9 protein-coding genes are annotated in these 21,587 nt (G+C 60.0%); 4 read left to right on the forward strand and 5 right to left on the reverse strand.

Going from position 1 to position 21,587, the window contains the following annotated elements; translation table 11 throughout:
* Positions 1 to 734: 734 nt before the first annotated feature.
* From C2L64_RS45430 to C2L64_RS45445, 4 genes are all read left to right on the forward strand, one after another.
* On the forward strand, positions 735 to 3,431 hold the full coding sequence (locus C2L64_RS45430) for an IPT/TIG domain-containing protein (RefSeq protein ID WP_103153921.1): 2,697 nt from the start codon (positions 735 to 737) through the stop codon (positions 3,429 to 3,431).
* A 1,992-nt stretch (positions 3,432 to 5,423) separates the two neighbouring features.
* Entirely contained in the window at positions 5,424 to 8,027 is a 2,604-nt protein-coding gene (locus C2L64_RS45435; RefSeq protein WP_208648329.1) for a hypothetical protein, read from the forward strand.
* 16 nt (positions 8,028 to 8,043) lie between these two features.
* Positions 8,044 to 13,455 carry a peptidoglycan-binding domain-containing protein gene (locus C2L64_RS45440; protein ID WP_158660590.1) on the forward strand — a complete coding sequence of 1,804 codons (5,412 nt, stop codon included), beginning with the start codon at positions 8,044 to 8,046 and terminating at the stop codon, positions 13,453 to 13,455.
* Between the two features lie 15 nt (positions 13,456 to 13,470).
* Positions 13,471 to 15,441 carry a M64 family metallopeptidase gene (locus tag C2L64_RS45445; RefSeq protein WP_103153924.1) on the forward strand — a complete coding sequence of 657 codons (1,971 nt, stop codon included), beginning with the start codon at positions 13,471 to 13,473 and terminating at the stop codon, positions 15,439 to 15,441.
* 308 nt (positions 15,442 to 15,749) lie between these two features.
* On the opposite strand, the gene C2L64_RS45450 is transcribed toward C2L64_RS45445, so the two are convergent.
* From C2L64_RS45450 to istB, 5 genes are all read right to left on the reverse strand, one after another.
* Positions 15,750 to 16,751 (reverse strand): hypothetical protein, encoded by a 1,002-nt coding sequence (locus tag C2L64_RS45450; RefSeq protein WP_103153925.1) that lies wholly within the window; start codon positions 16,749 to 16,751, stop codon positions 15,750 to 15,752.
* Between the two features lie 554 nt (positions 16,752 to 17,305).
* On the reverse strand, positions 17,306 to 17,959 hold the full coding sequence (locus tag C2L64_RS45455; protein WP_103153926.1) for a hypothetical protein: 654 nt from the start codon (positions 17,957 to 17,959) through the stop codon (positions 17,306 to 17,308).
* Positions 17,960 to 18,326: 367 nt separating this feature from the next.
* Positions 18,327 to 18,719 carry a hypothetical protein gene (locus C2L64_RS45460; protein WP_158660591.1) on the reverse strand — a complete coding sequence of 131 codons (393 nt, stop codon included), beginning with the start codon at positions 18,717 to 18,719 and terminating at the stop codon, positions 18,327 to 18,329.
* A gap of 733 nt (positions 18,720 to 19,452) precedes the next feature.
* On the reverse strand, positions 19,453 to 20,319 hold the full coding sequence (locus C2L64_RS45465; RefSeq protein ID WP_103153928.1) for a hypothetical protein: 867 nt from the start codon (positions 20,317 to 20,319) through the stop codon (positions 19,453 to 19,455).
* 496 nt (positions 20,320 to 20,815) lie between these two features.
* A complete protein-coding gene (gene istB, locus C2L64_RS45470; RefSeq protein WP_086910687.1) occupies positions 20,816 to 21,583 on the reverse strand; it encodes an IS21-like element helper ATPase IstB in 768 nt (255 codons plus the stop codon).
* Positions 21,584 to 21,587 lie beyond the last annotated feature (4 nt).

The raw sequence follows: 21,587 nt of genomic DNA on the forward strand, positions 1-21,587 counted from the left end.
GGTTCCTCGGGGGCCGAGTTTTCGAGAGGGAACGCGGCTACCCTCTAATGAGTTCCTCAGTTTTCGCCAGCAGATGATGCAGCAGGCTATTTTCATGAAGGCTTCATGGCGTCTTGCGTTCATCCTGTTGAGCGCACCATTTCATGGCTCCATAACTTTCGACGACTGCGCATCCGCTTCGAACGGAACGGCTGAGGCACTTGAGTCACTACCGGAAAATATGTAGTGCATTTATTTATAGAATTAGTTGACGTAGTCACGGAATAATCACGCGAGTTTCACAATGCACCACACAGAAACGTTTGGTTTGGCAAACATGTTTCACTTACTGAGGAATTTGCGTTAGTTGTAGTTTGCGTATCGATCGGCCAGACTATTGCCTATTTTAATTCGCTGTAACACTCGATTTCTTGAAAATCATGGACCGTTAAACTAGTTTTATTCTTACAAAATCACTCACACGCCCGACTTTTCTGACCGCCCTGCACCCAAAGGGCCGTGTCATAGTCATAGCGTCCGCGTAGAGTACATCACGAGCGCGGCGTCGCGACCTGGTGATATTCATTCTCAGTTATTGCCTAGGCGAGCATCATGCCCGAATTACGTTTCCGCACTCTTGGAAACTCGAGGTTACAGTAGATCGTCAGGTTTCCCGAGAGGCGACAAGACTTAAAAGGGACGTCACCAGCAATGAAGCGTCGTGCGTTGGATTCCCCATATAAGGGAGGCGTATTATGGCGGGTCATAACCTTAGTTCTGAAGCTCTTCGCGACGAGATTATCAAGATCGGCGGCGAACTTTCGAAGCTTTACGAATGGCTCAAAACCTACGTACCGCTCCTGACTGGGCCTGATATCACGAGCTTCACACCATACGCGGGATACGGCGGAAGCTTAATCGAGATCAATGGATACGGCTTCGCTGAAAAACGCGAGGACAATGCCGTCACCATTGGCGGCAAGCCGGCGCGCGTCATCAGTGCGACGGATTCGCAACTTCGCGTAATTGCGCCGCTCGACGTCGTGACCGGTCCGATAGGATTAACGGTCGGCCTCAAAACCGTAAGTGGCCCATATCTTTTTACGCTGCTCCCCTATCCGAAAGCGGGAGACGAGACCGACGGACCGCCGATCGAGTTTGAAGGCCACGGACAAGGCCAAGCGGGCGATCAACCGTCGACCGGAAAGCTTCGTGTCGCGGTGGCACTGGTAAATCCGGCCGATAAAGTGCCGGCCGATCCGGTGGGTGCGCGAACGGCAGTCGTGAACGCCTGGAACAACGTACATACGTTTTACGACCAACAAAGTTACACGCGACTGAACGTCGCCGTTGACGTCACTCCGAAGTGGAAGACGATTACGGGCAACACGTCCGATTACCTCAACAGCGCCGGCGATAACATCGACGGCATGCAAGTTGCTCGTCTCGCAGCCGAATGTGCACAAGCGTGCGTCGACGCCGGGTTAAAGCTCGATGACTATGGCATGCTGGCGTGCGTAATATTTCTGGACGGACATTTCATCCGCGCGTGGGGCAATTTGTCGACGCAGCTTTTTTCTTACAACGACGGTTCGACGCATATCGACATCTCGACCGCAAACGAAATCAACTACATCGAGATTCAAGAATCGGCGAACTGGGGCCGGTTCGCGCACGAAACAGGTCACAACATCTCTGCAGCGCCCTCGTTCACGCAATCCGACGACGAGACCGCGACGCTCGGTGAAGATGTCTATTCGTCAGATCTCGTAGATCCACTCGCAGCGAGCGCGCAAGACTTCGAGATCATGGGAAATCACGATCAGCATCCGGGGTTCTGCGCGTACCATCACGATAAGCTCGGCTGGTGCGACGGTACGAACATTCTGGACTTGCAGTGGGATCGCAATCCGTTCCAACAAAATTATCAATTGGTTGCGCACGGATTGACGCAAAATGCGGCCGGCGGCCGCTATCACATGCTGCGTATCCGTGTCTCGAGCGGACTCTTCTACTACGTAGAAGTGCGGCAGCGTCCGCCGGCTGCAAGTGGGCAGGTGTTCGATCCGAATATACCGCTAGGCGGCTCGCCGCGCGACGGCGGAGTCGTCGTCTACAAGATTCTCACTGACGTTAATAACACCAACCAGCAATGGCGATACGTAACGTTGCTTCACGACGATCAGGTGCTTGCAACCGGCGGGATCGCGAGTGATCCGGCACGCGCGCTGACGATCACGGTACTCGACGACAATGTCGCTTCGTCGCCGCGTGTGTGCAGCGTTCGGGTTGAATGGGCGCAGGCGATCAGCGACGACCCGAGCGGCGCGTTCGATCTGCGCGTCGATCCTTGGGACAGCAATTATCAGACGCCGGACATTTGGGTCGATCGCATGCCGTTCGGTTCTTTTGACCAGCCCAACGACTCACAAGGTCGGCCGCAAGGCAACGGTGATAAACCGCGTCCCCATGAAATCAATCATCTCTTCGGGCGCGTTCACTGCGACGGCTCCGCAGGCGCGACAAACGTTCGCGTAACGTATTACGCAGTCGATCCACCGGGTGTCGGCGATAACGGCAATTGGACGCCGCTGAAGACGACGGTAATTCCGAATATTAGCGCCGGGGCGTTTGTGGATACGTTCGTGAATTGGGTTCCAGCAATCGGACAGCACACGTGTCTGAAACTCTATGCGGAGCAGCAGCTTGGTGAAATCACTGGCGGCAACAATTTCGCACAAGAGAACGTGCTCGATTTTGAAGCACCGGCGAGCAGCGTACCCGATGCTGTGCTACTACCAGTCGCGGTTCGCAATCCGAAGAAAGACCGGCGCCAAATTCATATTTCACTGGCCGGCGTTCCTCGTGGCTATCGTGTGCAGTTCCCGCATCAATGGGTCTGGCTCGACGGGCTCGAGGAAAAGACGTTCAACCTGGCCGTCATTCCTACCGTCGACTACATGATGTACGTCGGTAAGGAACGTCAAGTGCCACGCCGCGCCGATGTTCGCATTCGCGGTGGCGTCGCTTATAACTATCAGATTCCGCTTAGCGGCGGAGTACCTCCGACGCGCATCAGCCCGATCGGCGGTATTACGGCGCGCGTTTCGCCGAAACGGCGCGTCGAAGTGATGATGGAGGAGGATCGTGAGCAATCCACAGGCGACACAATCGGCTTCATCGGTCACATTGCGCCGAGCGTACCGGATCAGCGGATTCGCGTCGATTTAACGGATCCGGCACATCGCTTACGCGTTGCGCTTGCGAAGACGGACGCCTCGGGGATTTTCCGCGTCAGTTTCGATCTCACGCAACCGCCGGACGGCAGCGCTGCGAGGAAAGTCGGAGCGAAAGAAAAGCCCTTTCCCGGGCAATATCTTTGCGTCGCGTCAGTTCTCAACTCGCCCGACGCGGCGGAAGCCACATCGAATACGGTCGTCGTAATGCGTTAGAGCGTGATTAGAGCCGCGCGAACAAACGCCAAAGCGAAGGAAGCCTCCGCGACGAACCAAAGTTATCGCGAGTAGTTCTGACGGAAGACACCCGGGGTTTGGCGCGCTCTGCGTGCGGCACAAAATGTCAACTCTGCGCGAATTCAGGTTGCTCAAGCCGATGGAAAGGATCACGGACGGCAAGGCGACGTAGATAAGATCGACTCCTCGTCGTCGCGGAAATCAGAGAACTGGAAGGGCAGGACGTCCACAACGTCGAAAGCAACATCATTCACGCTGTTTGGAAGGCTCTAACGTCGAGTGGGAACTCGTGGGGACCAATTCCGAGCAGTCCCGGCTATCAACCATCGGCATCTATATTCGGCGCGTTCGCCCAGTCGATCGGTGGCCCTAACCCGGGCCAATTGATCTGTGTTGGGATGCGCTCCAGTCGTGTCGAAGTGATTAGCGATGAGATTTGGATTCAATACTGGCAGTCAGGTTTCGGGCTGACCGCTCGATGGATAGGGACGATCGAGGGGGCCCAAGCGGTTGGGCCGAGCGTAGGCGGTCTGGTCGACGAAATGGCAGTGTGGGGATGAGCCTTGTCGCCTTTTCAAGGGTACCGTTTTCATTGAGCGATCGGATGGATTTCAGTGTCGGCCTCAATGAATAGTGACCGACGATGAGATGGCACAAGAGCATGGATAAATATTCACAGGTCTTTAGTTTGATCCGATTCTGTCTCTTCGGTGATGCCTAAGATATAAGGGCCGCCTGCGCGTAAGTCCTTCCGATACAGCCATCCGGGTCCTTCCCGTTGCTGCTCGGGTAGCGAGGGATTGCGTGCACATGACTTCTGCTCCATCGAACATGTGTCACCTGCTGAGGAATTTGAGTTAATTTCAGCTAGCGCATCAATCGATCAAACTATTGCCCATTTTAGTTTCTGTCACACGCGATTTCTTGACAATCATGCACCGTTAAACTAGCTTTAATTTTACAAAATCGTTGCTGACCACCCTGCACCCAAAGGGCGCAGTCACGGGCACTGTTTCGCACGGTTCATATCATGCGCACGTAGCACTCTCGCTTCGAACTCTCGCTCCAATACATTGAGAACTGCATTTCGGGTGCGGCCGGTCGTCACATGTGCAGCATCGCAGAGGACGTCCGTCTAGTAATTGCTTTCAGCTTGGATGAAAAATGCTCCAGCAAAGCTAAGGGGAGCGGTCTTGCGGGAGGTAGCGGTCATGCTTGATCGCAAAGTTCTTGTTGAACTCGAGAGCTTAGTTAATTTTGCTATCTGGCAATGCCACATCGCATAGCTCGACGCACCTCGAATTTGGCTGCCTCGGTAGGTCTCCTCGTTCGCTTGGCGCAGGGGTGGTGTCCTGCCGGCGTGTTGCAATCGCGCCGAAGCGAATGCCGCCGTAAAGACAAGGATTCGCCATGGGCCATCGGGTTCGGATTGTCCGGCCGGATGATTTGCTGAATCTCGAGATCGAGTGCGTCAACCTGCGTCTCGATTTGGCGAACGTCGCAAACCCCGCGTTAGTACCGGAGACGGTCGGCGATCCAGCCTTCCTTATCTATACGTTCCCACCGCAGGCCATCGCTGAACAAGCCTACTTCGAATCGTCGACTGTGCCGCCACCCACGGGAGAACCTCCGCTGGCCCGCACGCCGCATCCGCCGGAAGTTGACGACGTGAAGCCAGTGCCGGGCGTAGCGGTGCATGCGCGCATCGGCGGCCCGAGCCGTCTCGTTTTTCGTGTTCCCTCGGACGCGAGCACGCGCATTCCGTATGCGATTGAATCACTGCTCGACTGGTCAGGCTTCGAGTTGAGTATTTCGCCGCTTGCGGCGGTACCCGCAAAGCCGACGGCGGAAGAGGCGATCGCGGCGCCCGCGATCACGCAGCCAGAACCAACGCACACGGTTATCGAGTTACCGTACCATTTGCAGCTATCGCCGGGCGTCGGCGCGGCATGGCGGCATGCGCGCACGCCGGTGTCGCACGGCGGCTGGAGCGAGCTCTGGCATGCGCGCCTCGTCACGCGCGCGATCGAAAATGGCGAACCAGTCGAGCCGAGCATTGACGCGCCCGCGCCGCTGCGCGCGCTCTGGGCGGAGGGATTCGACCCGGCGGAAACGCTGACCGCCAACGACCTTTTTGCCGGGGAGCCGGGGATCGGCCGTGCGGCGATGGCGGCAGTGGATCGCAAGCAGATCGTTGCTCTTACATCAGCTTTTCACGACTACATCAGCGTCGACGAACGCAGCAGCGAACAGAGCACGTTCGAGCCGACGCCTATCCAATGCGAGCGCCTTATGTTGTCGCCGTTGGGCGGCTGGCTCAAGTCGCACGGCGAGTGGGACCCGCCATGTCGTCGGCTGGGGCGCGCGGCCGACCCTCCCTTTGATTGGCAGACGGTGTTCCGACGGGAACCTGTTGAGGCCGAGCACGCCATGCGGATCGATCCGCAGGCGCTGAAGGATCATCCGTTCGTTCCAGGCTTGGGCGGGGAGCCGGGGCCGCCGCTGAATCTGTCCCAATGGGTGCATGTGGCGTCGCAGGGACGAGACCACTACGTACGCGTGGTATATGACGGCTGCCTTTGCGGCACGGACCATCCAGCCTCCCTCGTGAAAGTGACTGAGCGACGCTTTTGCGATGTGAACGGAACGGCGGTCGCGTACCTGGTTCAATACATGTATGTCGTGGTGCGCCAGCCCGAGGTCGATTACAGCACGAGGCCTATTGCGCACGACGGACGCAGCTTGCCGTTCACGCGTATACGGCTGACGACCACCGTGACGCCTCCAATTGATGACCCGGCGGGCGCGAGCGCCGTCGGTGGGGGCTCGTCCTCTTTCTGGGTGATGGTGACGGACCCGGCCACCGGCAAGCTCGTAGACTTCGTGTTCCATGGCGTCGCGACGGATCTTGCCGGGCATCGGTGGAACTTCACGGGACCGTTGATGTTCGTGCCCTCCGGCGAGCAGCACCTCGATCTCGCGCTCGCGGCGTATTTCAACGATGGTGGCGGACGTCGGCGCGCGTTCTCCGTCTCGGGGCAGATGGTCACCTATGCTGCACCGGACCCCACCTCTGCCGCGGACAACACGACATTCGCCACCGAAGCGATCCTGCTCGCCGCCTCTCCCTCCGCGCAAACGTCGTGCGGCTTCGTGCCCGCGCTGGATACGGCCGACGTGCGCATTCCAGCGGTTGAGCAATTGCTCGGGGTGAATACGGTTACCAGCATCGCACTGAACCAGAGTTTCCTCGATACCGGCTTCGTCGGCGGCACCGGTGTGTTCGCTGACATCCGCTCGGGCCTCGGCATCAAATTCGATGCAAGCCAGGCGGGCGGCATAGCGACGCCGAACCTGAATCTGTCATGCCTGTCCCGCGATCACGGGCCACTAGCCGGCGACATCGGCAAGGCTGCGGCCGGCGCCTTCGATCCGGGCGAGTTCTTCCCTAAGGGGACGGCGCAGCTTTTCGGCGTCGTCGACTTGTTGGATCTGCTTCCCGCCGGCACAATCGCGGACAACGCGCCAAAGCTTGTCACGGTGCGCGAGAACGGCGGCAAGAAAATCGTCACGACGATCGACTGGCAGCCTGCGATGGGCAACCCGGATCCCCCCGCAGGGCCGCTCACATTCCACCGCGAGCCGGACTCGACGCTCATAATCACCGGACGCATCGAGCAGATTGTCGGTACGTCACCCACGCCGCCAGCCACGCGAATGCACGGCGAGCTGACGAACTTCTCGATTGAATTTGCAGAGGTCGTGCACATCGGTTTCGCCGCGTTCGACTTCACCTCGGAAAACGGACGCAAGCCTTCGATCGACGTTCGCCTGAAACCCGATGATCCCATCGCATTTCTCGGGGCGCTCGCATTCATTGACGAGCTGCGCAAACATATTCCTCCCGGCCTGTTCGGCGACGGACCAAGCCTCGATATCAACGCGACGCGCATTCGCGCGGGCTTTGGCATCGCGCTGCCGCCCCTGTCGGTGGCCGTATTCGCATTGCGCAATGTGTCGCTCAACACCGCGCTGGAGTTGCCCTTCTCAAGCGGGCAACCCGCGTTAGACTTTGGCTTCTCGGAGCGCCATCATCCGTTCCAGCTGGCCGTGGCGCTGCTGGGTGGAGGTGGCTTCTTTCATCTGCAGGTGGACACCGCGGGCATTCGGCAGCTCGAAGCGGCGCTTGAATTCGGCGCCGTGGCCGCATTGGATCTCTTCGTCGCTAGCGGCAGCGTGCACATCATGGCGGGCATTTATTTCGCGATGAACCGCAATGCACACGGTGATCTTGCGGCGATGTTGTCGGGGTACCTGCGCTGCGGCGGCGAACTATCAGTGCTCGGCATCATTTCCATTTCGGTTGAGTTCAATCTCAGTTTCACGTACGACGACGGCACAAAGAAGGCGAGCGGCCGCGCGACGCTGAGCGTGGAGGTGGAGATCGCGTTCTTCAGCAAGTCCATCGAACTTACAGTCGAACGTAGCTTCGGCCGCGACGGGGGCGATCCGACGTTCGAGCAGTTGGTCGAGACGCCAGCGGTGTGGGGTGAATACGCCGGCGCATTCGCATAGAGGACTCGTCACGATCATGGCTAGCCAACGCATTCTGCTGACGACGATGCCACGGGGCGCGAGCGTTGACCCTGACGTATTGCCGCTGTCTGTGCTTGTGTCCCCGCGCCTCACCGATGCGGATCGTCTTGACAGTTTCGGAGACTGGCTTAGCTGGACGGAGCATATTGCCAACGACGGTTTAAGCCTGACGCTGGGGTGCGGCGGCCGTACTGCCAACCTGAGTGCCGACACCGCCGTTTTGCGGCCCGACCTTTGGGCGGCGCTTTTCAACGCCGACACATTGGTGCGTCCGCACGTGTTCGACGATTACACCGGCCGAACCGTGTTTTCGTACCCGGTGCGCCTGGCGCTCTCGAGCCTGAAAAACATCTATCAGCGGGCTTCGCTGGACCTCGCGCTTCCCGAGCGCGAAGGCTCGCAGCAAGAGCATCGTCAGAGCCATCAAGGAACGCTGAGGTCGCTACTTGATGGCCTGCAGGTTGGTTGGAACGAGCGGAGCGCGCCAGCGCGCAGGCAGGCCCAGCGAGACTTGCTCAAGCGCGGTCAGACGGCGGGCGCGGCGCGCGCACCGGTTGTGGCTCCAGAGGACCTTGGGCGCGACGGACTGGTTCTGTCCGCACGGATGCCGGAACCCGGCAGCACCGGGGCCAGGGCGTTCAACCGGATGGTCGTGGGACCATTCAGCATATTCAGCCATCCGCCGTCGGGCCCCGCGCTGGAACGCCTGCCACCGCCCGATTGGCAAACGCATCTGGACTTTCATCAGGCGTTGAGCGCGCTCAACAATTATCCACAATTGCAACGCGCCCTCGGACTCGTATTCGACTTTGATGTGCCACTTGATCTGGTGCCGGTCGGGCCCGGCAATGCGTTCGTGACGATCGCTGTCACGCAGGTGTCGCCCGGCTGGAAGTGGTCGCTTGAGCCCGACGTGCCGCGTCTCGAAACTGCTGTCGTGCACAGCGAGGTCGACGGCGGCCATCGCGTGTTCTTCGCCGCACCTCTGTGGATGGTCAGCGGCGGCAAACCGGCGATGCCCGCGATCGGGCTGCTGCCGCTTGAGCCCGCGCACTACGGTCTTGCGCAGATCGACGTGGACGGTGCGCTTCACAAGAACATCATGCTGTCCGAGACGCTGTCCGGATACAGTGGGCCGCCGCCGCTTGTGCCGCCTCACCCTGACGTGTTCGATCCGTCGGCAACGCTACCCGCGCTGCGTTCTGGCGGATTGTCGCTGTTTGCAGACGAGCGCGCGGCAGCGCTTCTGACGCGCTTTGCCGAGTCCAAGGCATACAACGAGGCACTCGACAAGGTGCAGCCGCGGCCGTTCAGTGCGGAGGATCTCGTTCGAGGCCATCGGATTGACGTGTGGGATTCAAAAACAACGGGTTGGCATTCTCTGCATCGTCGCAATGCGCGCTATGAGATCGCCGATGCCAAGGCGTTCGATGTGACGGACGAGGAGGGCTTCGTCAAGCTCGGGGCCACGCAGGCGTCTCCCGATCCGGACCGTGTCGAGCCCGCCGACGACTTCTATCTGCACGAAGCGATCGCGCGCTGGAGCGGCTGGAGCCTCAGCGCGCCGATGCCGGGCAAGCATCTTTCGCGGTTCGCAGATCCGGAGCGGGCGCTGCCAAAGCCCGGCGAGGAAGATCAGTTCGTCGAGAACGAGGCGCCCACGCCTTTCAAGATGCGTTCGGAGTTCCATGTGGTGCCGGGCACGCTGCCCCGCATGAGGTTCGGCGTGCGCTACCGGATGCGGGCGCGCGTCGTCGATCTGGCGGGCAACTCGCTCGCGCTCGACGCGTTGCTGGCCGAGCGGCTGTCGCGGTTTTTCGCGTTACCGCGTGACGCGGACGGCGTGGCGTACCTGCGCTTCGAGCCGGTTGTGGCACCTCAACTCGTGGTGCGCGACGCGAGTGCGATCACTCGGCCCGGTTCGGAGCTCGAGCGCCTCGTCATTCGCACGTTTAATTCCGATGCGTCACTTGATTCCGCGCCGGCAAACCTCGTGGGAAGCGACCGGCATGTCGTCCCACCACGCACCAGCGTCGAAATCGGCGAGCGGCTTGGGATGTTTGACGATGCGAACGGCAAGCTGATTGCGACGGCTGACATGCACGCGCTCATCTCGCAGCGTGAGAAGGGTGAGTTCCAGCAAACACCCGAGGTGGTGAGCGTCGCTGGGCAGGACAAGACGTTTCCGCTCGAGCCCGCGCCACGCCTCGATGCGGTCCCCTACCTGCCTGATCCGCTCGCGAGCGGTGCCGCGTTGCGCGACCTGCCGGGGTCCCCGGACGGCACGAGCGCCCAGGTGGCGCCGGGCGTGGGTCCCGTCGTCCCGGCGCCATACCGGTTGCTGGACGATCCGAATCCGCGGGCCGGCTCGGTGCTGGTCGTCGACTTCGGCGGAGGCGGAGACTGGCAAAAAATGCGGCCGTTCCGCATAGCGCCAGCCGACGGTGCAATGCCGCCGTCGTGGGACCCGATGGACCGCGTGCTGACAGTCTTTCTGCCGAAGGGCACGACGAGCGTTGTGCCGCTGAGCAGCTGGATCGCCGTGAACGATCTGAAGCTGATGGGGGTATGGGAGTGGTTGCGCGAGTACGTCGAAGTACGCGCGTCAGTACCGGCGGAGCCCGAGCCGCTGGAACACCGGCTGGATACCTCGCAGATCGGGCAGGTGCTTCAACGCGCGCTTGAGGGTGGGCATTGGATGCTGACGCCGCCGCGGCTGCTCACGTTCGTGCACGCCGTTCAACAGCCGGTTGGCTCGCCGCGGTTCACGGGGATTGCGCTTCAGCATCCGGCGAGCCGCGAAGGCGATGCGAATGCGCTGCCCGCGTTGCAGACGCAACCGGAAACCGCCCCGACCGCCGACGCGGAACTCGCGGCCCTCACCGCATGGCGCCGACCAGGCGCACTCGATGCATACCTGATTGGCGGACTGCGCATACATGGCGCGAGCACTGAGAAGGTAGACATTGTCGCGGAATGGGAAGACCCTGTTGACGATCCAGCGCTCGGTCCGCCGGGAACCCGGCAGCATCGCGCGCCGGTCGACGAGTTGCCGATTGACAGCATACGGGAACATATCCTGTTCGCGCGTTCGAACGAGGTGCGTGCGGTGGGGTACTACGTGCCTTCTGTCGACCTCGTGGCGTTCGCGACGGGCGGCGACGCACTCGGCCACCTCGTGCCGGGCGTGCGGCTGTTCCAGGATACGGCGCCCCGTCATCATATCGGCGACGTACAACATCACATCGTACGGTACACGGCGGTGGCGACGTCGCGCTACCGCGACTATTTCGCCCCGGAGTTGGACTTCACCCGGCGCAGCGAGCCGGTGGAGGTTTCTGTGCCCGCATCGGCTCGGCCGCTCGCGCCAGGCATCGTCTACGCGCTGCCACTCTTCGGCTGGCAGCGGCACACGTCCAGTAGCGTGAAGCACAGCGTGCGGTTCGGCGGCGGCATTCGTGTCTATCTCGAGCGGGGCTGGTATTCGTCCGGACAAGGCGAGCTTCTTGGCGTCGTGCTGTGGAACTACGGAAACGGCGTCCTGGATCGCGAGTCGTGGAAGCCGTTCATCACGCAGTGGGGCATCGATCCGATCTGGGAAACGACGCGCAGCATTGGGTTCGCGCCATCCATCGACAACTTCAGCGACGCGGTGGCTGCGGAGTCCGCGCTGACGCTCGAAGCGAATGTGCCGGGATCGCCCGGTGGCGCGCGAGGCGTGGTGAACGTGGCGGGGTATCCCGTCGCGTTCGATGGCGAACGCAATCAGTGGTATTGCGACATAACGCTCAATACGTTCAGCACCACGTATATGCCGTTCTTGCGGCTCGCACTCGCGCGCTACCAGCCGCACGCTTTACCCGACGCGAAGTTGTCGAGCGTTGTACTCGCTGACTTCGTACAACTCACGCCGGATCGCACTGCTGTCGTCACCGCCAATCCGGCGCATGCGCGCGAGTTGCGCGTGACGGTGTCTGGCCCCGCGCCGGGCGGACCAGCGCCCGCTTTTTCCGATGAGCCGGTGCCGGATCCGTTGATCCGCAAGCCGACGGACATCGAGGTCACGCTCGAGCAGCGCGATCCCGCAATCGATACGGACCTCGGCTGGACGAGCGTGCCGACCGAGGTGGGCCACGTCGTTGTCGAACGTTCTGGTCCGGCGCCAGACCGCGGCGATATCACTTTGTGGCAGGGCAGTGTGCAGTTTGGGGATGTTCCCGCGCGCAACCGTTTCCGGGTCCGGATCGAAGAGTACGAGTACCCACCTGCGAACTACACGGTCGTGATCGACGAGCATCCCGGTGAACCGGGGCCGCCGCCAGTGAGGCGTCAGCCGCGCCGCCTTGTCTACGCAGAGACTATTCTCGTCGACAGCGCCGTCACCGAAGCGGCCGTTGAGCCGACCACCGGCGAAGGAATGCCGGCGCCGCCCGACGTATGGCCGCCGCCCTCCGACCCTCCGTACGGCCCGTACGTGGGCCCCACGTTCGGGCAGCCTGGTTCGACCGACAGCCTGCCGGAGCTCTCGCGTGCTGCAGACCCGCACGAGGTCGACGGCCACGTGAAGCTACTACAGGCGATGCTGAATGCTGCCGGTGCATTGCCCACGAGCCTGCAGCCGTTACGGGTAGATGGCAATTTCGGCGGCGAGACCGAGAGTGCCGTACAGAACTTCCAGGGCAGCCATCTGCTACCCGTCTCGGGCACGGCCGATGGACTCACGTGGTATGCGCTGACGTTCGCCGCACCGTGCCCACTGCTCGAGCCCGGCGTCGGTGTGCCCGGGATGCAGGGCGCGCTGGTCGCTGCGCTGCAACGCGCGCTTAACCTCGCTGGCGCGTTCCCGCGGCTCGGTGATAACGGCGAGTTCGACTCGGCCACGGACGCCGCGCTCGCGCGCTTCCAGCAACAGCGCGGGCTCGTGCCGAGCGGTGGCACCGACCTCGCGACGTGGCTGGCGCTGACTGATGTGCGCGACGAGAGCGGTGCAACGGGCTCGATGATCCTCACGTTCGACTACGACGTGACCCTCGCCGACCCGATCCGGTTCTCGGGCCGCACAGATGCGGACGCGCCAGCGCCCGAAACCGAGCCCATCGAACTGTCGGCGATCGGCCGCGCCGGATACGTGGTCGAGTTGCACGATGCGAACGATCAACCCATTTACCGGCGCACGCTATGGGACCCCTTTGGCTTGCGCATGGAGGGCCTCGCGCAGACGGACGATCCGACCAGTGGCCAACTCGTGAGCGTGCCCGCAGAGACGGAACCGGGAACGGTGGAAGTCACGCTGCCGCGGCTTCCAGGTGCCGCGCAAGTGGTGTTCATCGGTAGCCCGCTCGACGCAAACCGCATGGACGAACCCGCCAGCGTCCTGGCGCGATTCGACATTGCAGATCTTGCATGACAGGAGTGATACATCATGGCCGCCACCACGCCACTACCCATCCACGGGGAACCGGTGCTCCTATTTGGCTCTTGGGCAAGTGTTGACCGGCACTTCAACATCGTGCTGCTTGGCGACGGTTACATAGACGTTGAGGGTCACAGGGAGCTCGTCGACTTCGCGCTTCACGCGGCAGATCTGGCGACAAAGATCGTAACCACCGCACCGTTCGACCGGATGCGCAGCGCGATCAACATTTTTCGCATCGATGTTACGTCGACAAGCAGCTGGAGCGCCGAGGAGATCCAGACTTGGCAAACGGACCACATCGACGCGCTGGATGCGGAGCCAGACAAGGACAAGCGCAGTCAGATCATGCACGACATGATGTGCAACATGCCGGCGACGAATACGGCTCTGCGCGCACGCTTCTGCCATCAGAACATGGAGCGCCTTCTGATCGGCAATGAAGACCTAGCGTTCCGAGTCGCATCTTCAAGCTCGAGAGTCACGCCGGATGCCATCCTCGTCATCGTGAACACGAACAAGAGTTACGGTGGCGGAAGAATCGGGAAGGTGGCATATGCCGCGCGTCAGAGTTTCGTTCCCGTCGCGCTTCACGAACTGGGACACGTGGGGTTCGGGCTGGCGGACGAATACCATTTCAGATTCAAGGTGGAGGAAAATGTTTCTTTTAAGGGGGGGCGCCTGGATGAGCCGAACGTCTCTACGTCGGCGCATCCGAAGGTTTCACCTTGGGTGGATCTACTGACGCCCAACGTGGAGCTTCCGACGACCGTTGAGCATGACCCAGAAGAATGTCCAATGTTGACGGAAGAGCAATTGAAAAACGGAACGTTCGATTTGAAAAAGGAAGGTGATAAGGACAGCATCGGCGCGTTCGAAGGAGCGAAGTACAGGCTATGCGGCGTGTACCGTCCGGCGCTCAATTGCAGGATGCGTGAGAACACACAGGAATTTTGTGCGGTATGCCAGCAGGTGATAGCGGAGAAACTGGGCGCACGTCTGTTCGGCAATCCAAGCACGCAAGGCAAGCTGCCCGTTGACGCCGCGACGAGTCTGATCACATTCGTTCCACTAGCCGTGCCCTCCGACACGATGTTGATGACGTACGACTTACTCACCGGCGCGTACGCGATCTACCCATGCGCGCAGTTTGTGCAACGTTCACTGCCGCAAAAGCCGGTGCGCGGTCGCATCGCTCCGTTCTGGAACTCGCTCACGAGCGTCTACTACAAGGCGGCGCCGCACGTGCTCGCTATCCAGTATGGTACCGGTGCGTTCGCGCTCTATCGTTTTGCGGAAGACGGCACCTCGCTCAGCTTCGTGCGCGGCAAGGAAACGCCAGACTTCGGCCTATCGCGTCCGTTCGCGCTCTTGCAGGTCGTGCCCTTTTCATTCGCGGGCGACCTCCATTACCTCGAATACGACATCTTCACCGGGCAGGCGGCGGTCAAGCGCATTAGCGTGGCGTCGCCAAACCCCGAGACGATTCGCACGCTACCGCTGGGACAGGGGCGGCTGGGCCTCGCCCCGTTCATGCTCGCGAATGGGGATCCAGGCACCCATTTCTACTCGTACGACTTCGCGAGCGGCGCGCTCGCGTTGCGTCGATTCGACGGAGACGATGTGGCGGATGTCTGGAGTACGCCGACGTTCGGTCGCGGTTGGACCGATCTCGTACCGTTTCATCTGGTCGACGTCAAGTCACCCTTGCTGGCGAAGCCGAAGGTTATCGACGAGCCATTCGACGACTCGCCGTTCCTGCTGGCGCATTCGCGCATTAGCGGCATGCTGCGGATGTTCCGCATTCGCAATGACGGTGTGGGGCTTGACATTGCGTATACCGACAAGAACGCCGGCCCTGGACTGTCGAGCTTCACCGCGTTTCGCCTGCTGCAAGACAAGCGCACGTACTATCTGCGGTACCGCTGGGCGCTGTTGCCGGGGCAGCAGCCGACCATCGAGGCTTTTCATTGTGATTGAGTGCCAACTGTCTTTTTTTGACGACCCCTTCGCTTGATACTGCGTCGACGAAAAGGTCCCGCGCGCGGGCGACGATTTTTGTACCTGCAGCCGGGCGGGCCTCTGAAGGGGTCGGAAATTGCACTTGTTCAGAGAGAAGTTCGAGAGGGACTCTTTTTCACGAGTAACACCCCGTCAATCTCGCAACCTAGGAAAGTTGCGAGAAACGCTGAGGGCAAAAAAAAGCCCGCGGCACACCCTCGGGAAGAGGGGGTGCGCGGGCTCGGTTGCTGGTTGATATCTGTCTGCGGTTCCGACGCCGCTGTCGACTAGGTCGTCACCTTCCCAGTCAGTGAGCTGACGTCGACATCGTGCGCTGCAGCTTCGTTATAGACCCATTCCCAATAGCCAAGGATCGTGTCGTCATTGGCCACAGCGTAGCGCCAGTCTTCCTTCGGGAACTGCTCGCACTCGCCCCAGAGATTGTCCCTGCAACGCTTGATGAACTCTGCTACAACGTCGGTGTGGACGGGACTGTCATTCGAAGCGGTAACACCGACCGTCGGCTTTATGGCTTCGCCCGCCTTAAGACGCGAGATATCTCCAGCTAAGGCCTCGGTCATGCTGCCGTTGTCGGTCAGACGCACGATCGTCTCGTCACTTTCAATCGAGCCCGAATCGGATACGATTTCGGCAATCGTGCGGTAGCCCGAACAGATCCCGTCATCCGGATCGGTCCAGAACACCTGTTCACCAACTGCGAGCGTCGAGCGCCAGTTTTCCACCGTTTGCGGCAATTCCCGAGGCATGTCGACCAACACCTGAACGCTCTTGACTGCTCGTTCATAGTAGATGCCGACGCCGAGGGTACCGGCCTTCTCAAGATCAGCTTTCAGCAGGATCAAAGCACCTGTAGGCGTATTTTTAAGGATCCGGTCCAAGATAGTCTTTGCCGCGCTCTGCCAGAGATCCCTGCTGTTGTCCGACGCCCACTTCCACTCGCTGATTAGCGCCGCGCGAGCTTGTTCGAGGGTCTTTTGCGGCAGATTCAAGACGCCGTGCTCGACAAGTTGATCCGCGATGTCCTCTCTGATAGCGGTGGACTGGGCCGACGGCTGGTCGCCGGCAAGCAACGCGGCGCGCTCAAGCCGATAAAAGTCCAGATCGTCGAACAGTTCTTCCGCTATGGCATCGAACGGCCTTCCCGCCGCATTCGCAACCTGGAGAGAATGCTTGCGAAGTACTTCCAGCAGGTCATCCGACGTGATCTGGTGCAAAAGCACCTTCGCGGGTTCCGGCATTTTCCCAGCTTGGTTTTGATTCTGATTCATGTGATTGCTCCTCGAAGTTCTGCCGCGAATGCGGCGTTGATTGAACGAGAGAGGGAGCGACGCTCGGGTAAGCGCTCATTGAGCGTTGACCGAAGGGTACGAGAGGGTAATTCAGATAGCCGGCGGCGCGTGACAAGCCACCGTGTTAGACGTTTTCCGGGGTCGCGCACGGTCATCGGAAACTTGGGAAAACACAGGGGCAAAAAAAAGCCCGCGACACACCTCCGTGAGGAGGGTGACGCGGACGGGGTTGCCTGTTGATCAGCGGGGTTTCGTGAAGCGTCAGTAGATATTGCGCCAATGGCAGGGTTCGTATTCGGACTCTACGCGTTTGTAGCCAAGCAGGCGGTTTGCCGCGGACTCACGCTCTCGCCAGCCTAGAATGAGACCAAGGGCAGTCGCCGACTCGGCTACGTCTGTCAGCACCGTGTTGTCGCAAAATCCATAACCGCGCTCGCGCGCCTTGGCTTTTGCATGACCGACAATCCGGCTAACCTGCTCTACACACGCACCTGAAAGGTTTAGCTTGCGCTGCCGGTGCTTTCGCTTGCGTCTCACGCTTCCACCCCGGTGGACAGTTTCCGTTGAGAAATCGCCGTCGCTCGCGCAGCACGCGAGCCCATATTCAGCCAGTCGAATGCTCCTGGCGCCGTTTCACGAATGACGAAGCAAATACCTTGCTTCGATTTCGGCCCGAGAAACTCCTTCGCGGCGATCGCTGCCTCCTTCTCGCTGGAAAACGGCGACGCACTCTTTATCACCCCGTCTTCCGTGATGACACGAGGGTCGGGATTCTCACCTGAGCCGAAGAGGTCGCCGTCTGCGGCCGGTTCGTCGAGCGAATACTTCTCGAAGAACGTGATCAGATCAGATTCAAGGACCTTGCAACCCTCTTCCCAACGCTTTTCGAAGTCAGTGCCGCCGAAGCCTGCGCTCAGACGCGCACGCACGCTCTTTTGCGTTGAGAGGAACTTTGCCTCGATATCGGGTTGATCCGAAGGATATAAGGTAATGCGGGCGTAACGGTCGTCCTGAAACACCAATGTCACGTCGATTTTGTTGCACAGGGTCGACGCCCGGTAGCCCGCAATTGCGGCATTTTCCCCACGCACGGTCAGGTACTCGCAATTGGCGTCGCCGGCTTCAACCTTCACTGCCTTAACGACAATCTTGGGCACTTTCCCTGCTTGGTTTTGGTTCTGATTCATTTGGTTGCTCCTCGAAGGTCTGCCGCGATGCGGCGTTGATAGAACGAGAGAGCGAGCGACACTCGGGTTAGCGCTCATCGAGCGTTGACCGAAGGGTGCGAGAGGGTATTCCAGATAGCCGGCGGCGCGTCGCGCGTTGGGCATATTGCGGGAGTAGTGCCGATCGAACGGCAGCCGCCAGTATGCCTCAAGGCGGCGGCGCGGACAATCCACCGCGTGTTAGACGTTTTCCTACCTGCCGCTCGAACATCAAAATGTTGTGAAAACGCAAACCGGCGAAATTGCGCGATCTCGGAGACCGGCCGCACTGACGAAAAACCCGCCGCTCTCCGAAGAGACGCGACGGGCCGTGTTGCGAGTTGATAGATCACATTCCCAGAGACCGAGAGGATGCGTGTTGACCAACGCTCTCCGCCCCTTCAACCCGTCTGATGCTCCACAGGTTCGAATTGAACGCTTGTAGCACATCAGCCTCGAGTCCTGCCGTCGCATGCGCAACGTGATAGCGTTCATTGTTATATTCGAACACTGACACGGCACGCGTACTAGACACGCCGTTGCTATCTAATTTGAATCCACCGAGCTCTTTGACTTTGTCGTAGTCGGCATCATCGTCCCCGTTCAGATTCAAGTGGCGCATCAACGCAAGCTTTTCGTTGTTGATGGCTGGGACGTCAAAAGGGTTTTTGTTGGACACGTCTTTTGTAGCTTGAGACATCGTTTGCGGCATTTTCCCAGCTTCGTTGGTGTTCTGATTCATGATTGTTAGCTCCTCGAGTTCTGCCGTGGTCGCGGCGTTTGATTGAACGAGAGAGCGAGCGACACTCGGGTTAGCGCTCATCGAGCGTTGACCGAAGGGTGCGAGAGGGGTGCTGCGCCTGGGGCATACTGAGGGAGTCGTTGCCGATCGAACGGCAGCCGCCAGTATGCCTCAAGGCGGCAGCGCTCGACAAGCCACCGCGCTTAGACGGTTTCGGGGGTGTCGTCGGCACTCCGGATCGCCCGTTCTACTTCACGCAGCTAAGTGCGACCTTTGTCGTGTTGGTATTCAAATTGACAGTCGCGATAACGCACTGCATGGCTCCGCACTGACAACTGGCGATGTTCGCTCCCGCGCCGCCGTTGCTAGACGCACATGCACAAGCTGGAGCCGGCTGTGCGTTCGCCACATGCGAATATGAACCGACCAAGTAGGTCGCCCCCGCCAGCACTAGGACAGTCGCACAGACTGCTGCCGAAATACGGTTGAGTCTCATCGCACCTCCGACAATCAATTTGAAATTGAACACCGGCCGTTCCGACGTTCTTTAAAGAATATAGGCGTGATTTCCCTCGGGTTGACGCGTTTCCGGGGTACCAGTTCGACATCGGAAAGTTGCGCGAATTGAAAACGGGCGAAAGTCCGAAATCTCGAATCTCGCGCACCGGCCGCACCAAAGAAAAAACCCGCCGGTCTCCGAAGAGGCGGCGGGTTGGGTGTTGCGAGTCGATGACTACATGTCAAGCGTCCGAGCCGACGAATTCGCGGCGATTGCCAAAGAATCCGATCGGAATCCGGCCTCCGCCAGAATGTCGTCGATGTAGTTCAGCTCGTGCGCGAGCATATGCTCCACGGCGACGTTGACCGCCTGGACTTTCTTGTCATCGGCTTTCAGTTGAGAGCCCATGTTGCCGTTCATCTGCTCCCGCCAGCAGCGTTCGATTGCCTCAAGAATCTGCTTGGCGTCACCGAGCGTCAGGCTCCCAAGGTAACGGGCGAACAGGCGCTTGTGTATTTCACGCGAAATCGCCCGCGCAGATTTCCCGCTTTCGCGGTTTTCCTGTCGGGCTGTTGCTTCCGGCACTTTCCCTTCAGCCGACTCTCGCTCGTACAGCGCTTCCTGATATTGGCGCGGGAACTGCTGGGCCACTTCAGCTCGGGTAAGCACACGCAGGCGCGGGTCGCGTTCCACGTAGGTCGTGGCATCGTCTGATCGATCGAAGGCGGCTATCAGATAGCCATCGGCCGAGAAAGCGTAGTAGCTGAAGTTCGGGTTGCCTGCGAGAAAGCCATGGACTTCCTGCAGTTTCCCAGCTTCGTTGCTTTTCTGATCGGCGACCAACGGTTCGGCGAGTGCGACCTCGACAACGTCGGCCGCGTCCCCGAACCTGACAACGAACGTAAAGTTGCGGATCGGGTTTTCGCCGTCAGGGAAGATTCCAGTGAATCGCTCAATCTGCACCCACCTTGACCATACGTTGCCTTCGTCGCTGGGAACCCAATCGAACCTTTCGCCGACCTCGCCTGGAAAGTCGAACTTGTTGAACTCTGCGTTTGCCCGATCGAAGCGATGGGTTGAGAGATCGTTTTGCTTGTTCATCAATTTTCCCCTTTGTGCCTCGGGTTGAGGCAATGAAAAGAGGGGAGAAGAAACTACACTCAGGTCAGTCTTGGCACTGGCCGGAGCGCGCTATAAGGGATTTGATGGCGCCGTTGGCGCTTGCGCCGAGGCGCTGATGGGGATTCCTGATGCCGATCGAACGGCTCGGGCGATTCTACCTTGCTCTTCTTGGTGGAGGCAAGTGACCCGCATCCCAACGTTTTCCGGGAGAGCGTACCCGCCGAAGCGGCGGTGGGTCACGACAATTTCGGCGACTTTCGCGCCGGCCGTTTCGCGTGGCTCCGTGTCCGACGCCAAGGTGCTTGCGGTGCCGGTACCTTTCAAAGGTCATGTTGAGGGTGCCTTTTACTGGATAGGGATTGTCCTTCCGCTGGTAGCATTAGTGCGTATTTCGGCGAACGTGACCGCCGATTTCGGGAACGTGACCGATTCGGCGGGGTTGGGCGTTGCGCGGTGTTGATTGTAGATTTTCTTGTTAGTTCTGGTCGAGTTCGGGCTCCAGGACGCTGGGTTTTGGGGATGACTTTCTGAGGGATTCACCGGTGAGCGTGATCCGGTGATGACGCTGCATGAGACGGTCGAGCATTGCGTCGGCGATGGTCTCGTCGCCGATCCATCCATGCCAGTGCTCAATCGGTAACTGGCTGGTGATGATGGTCGCCTTTCCGGCCGAGCGGTCATCGATCATCTCGAGCAGATCGTTTCGGACCATCGCGTCGAGGGGAGCCATTCCCCAATCGTCCAGCAGGAGCACGTCAACGCGGGCGACCTGCAGCAGCCATTTTGTGAAGCCGCCATTGCCGTGCAGAACGCGAAGCTCCTCGCCAAGTCGCGGCACGCGCAGATACAAGGCCGAATGCCCACGCCGGCAAGCGTATTGGGCCAGGGCGCACGCGAGCCACGATTTCCCAGCGCCGGTTGGACCGCTGATGAGCAGGCTGTAGCCGGCTTCGACCCAGTCACCGAGCGCGAGACTCGTGAGTGAGCGCGGATCGACGCCACGGCCAGCGCGCGTGTCGAGATCTTCAATGGCGGCTTGCGGATACTTGAGGCGCGCCTGCTTGAGCAGTCGGGTACGACGGCGATCATCACGCCAGCTGGCTTCCCGGTCGACCAGCAGTGACAGGCGTTCCTCGAAGCTCAGGCTGGTCGCACCGGGCTGCGTCAATTGTTCTTCCAGGCCGTCAGCGAAACCGTCCAGCTTCAGGGTGCGCAGTTGCGTCAGTGTCTGTTGCATCATCATGGTG

Source organism: Paraburkholderia hospita, assembly GCF_002902965.1.
GTDB lineage: Bacteria > Pseudomonadota > Gammaproteobacteria > Burkholderiales > Burkholderiaceae > Paraburkholderia > Paraburkholderia hospita.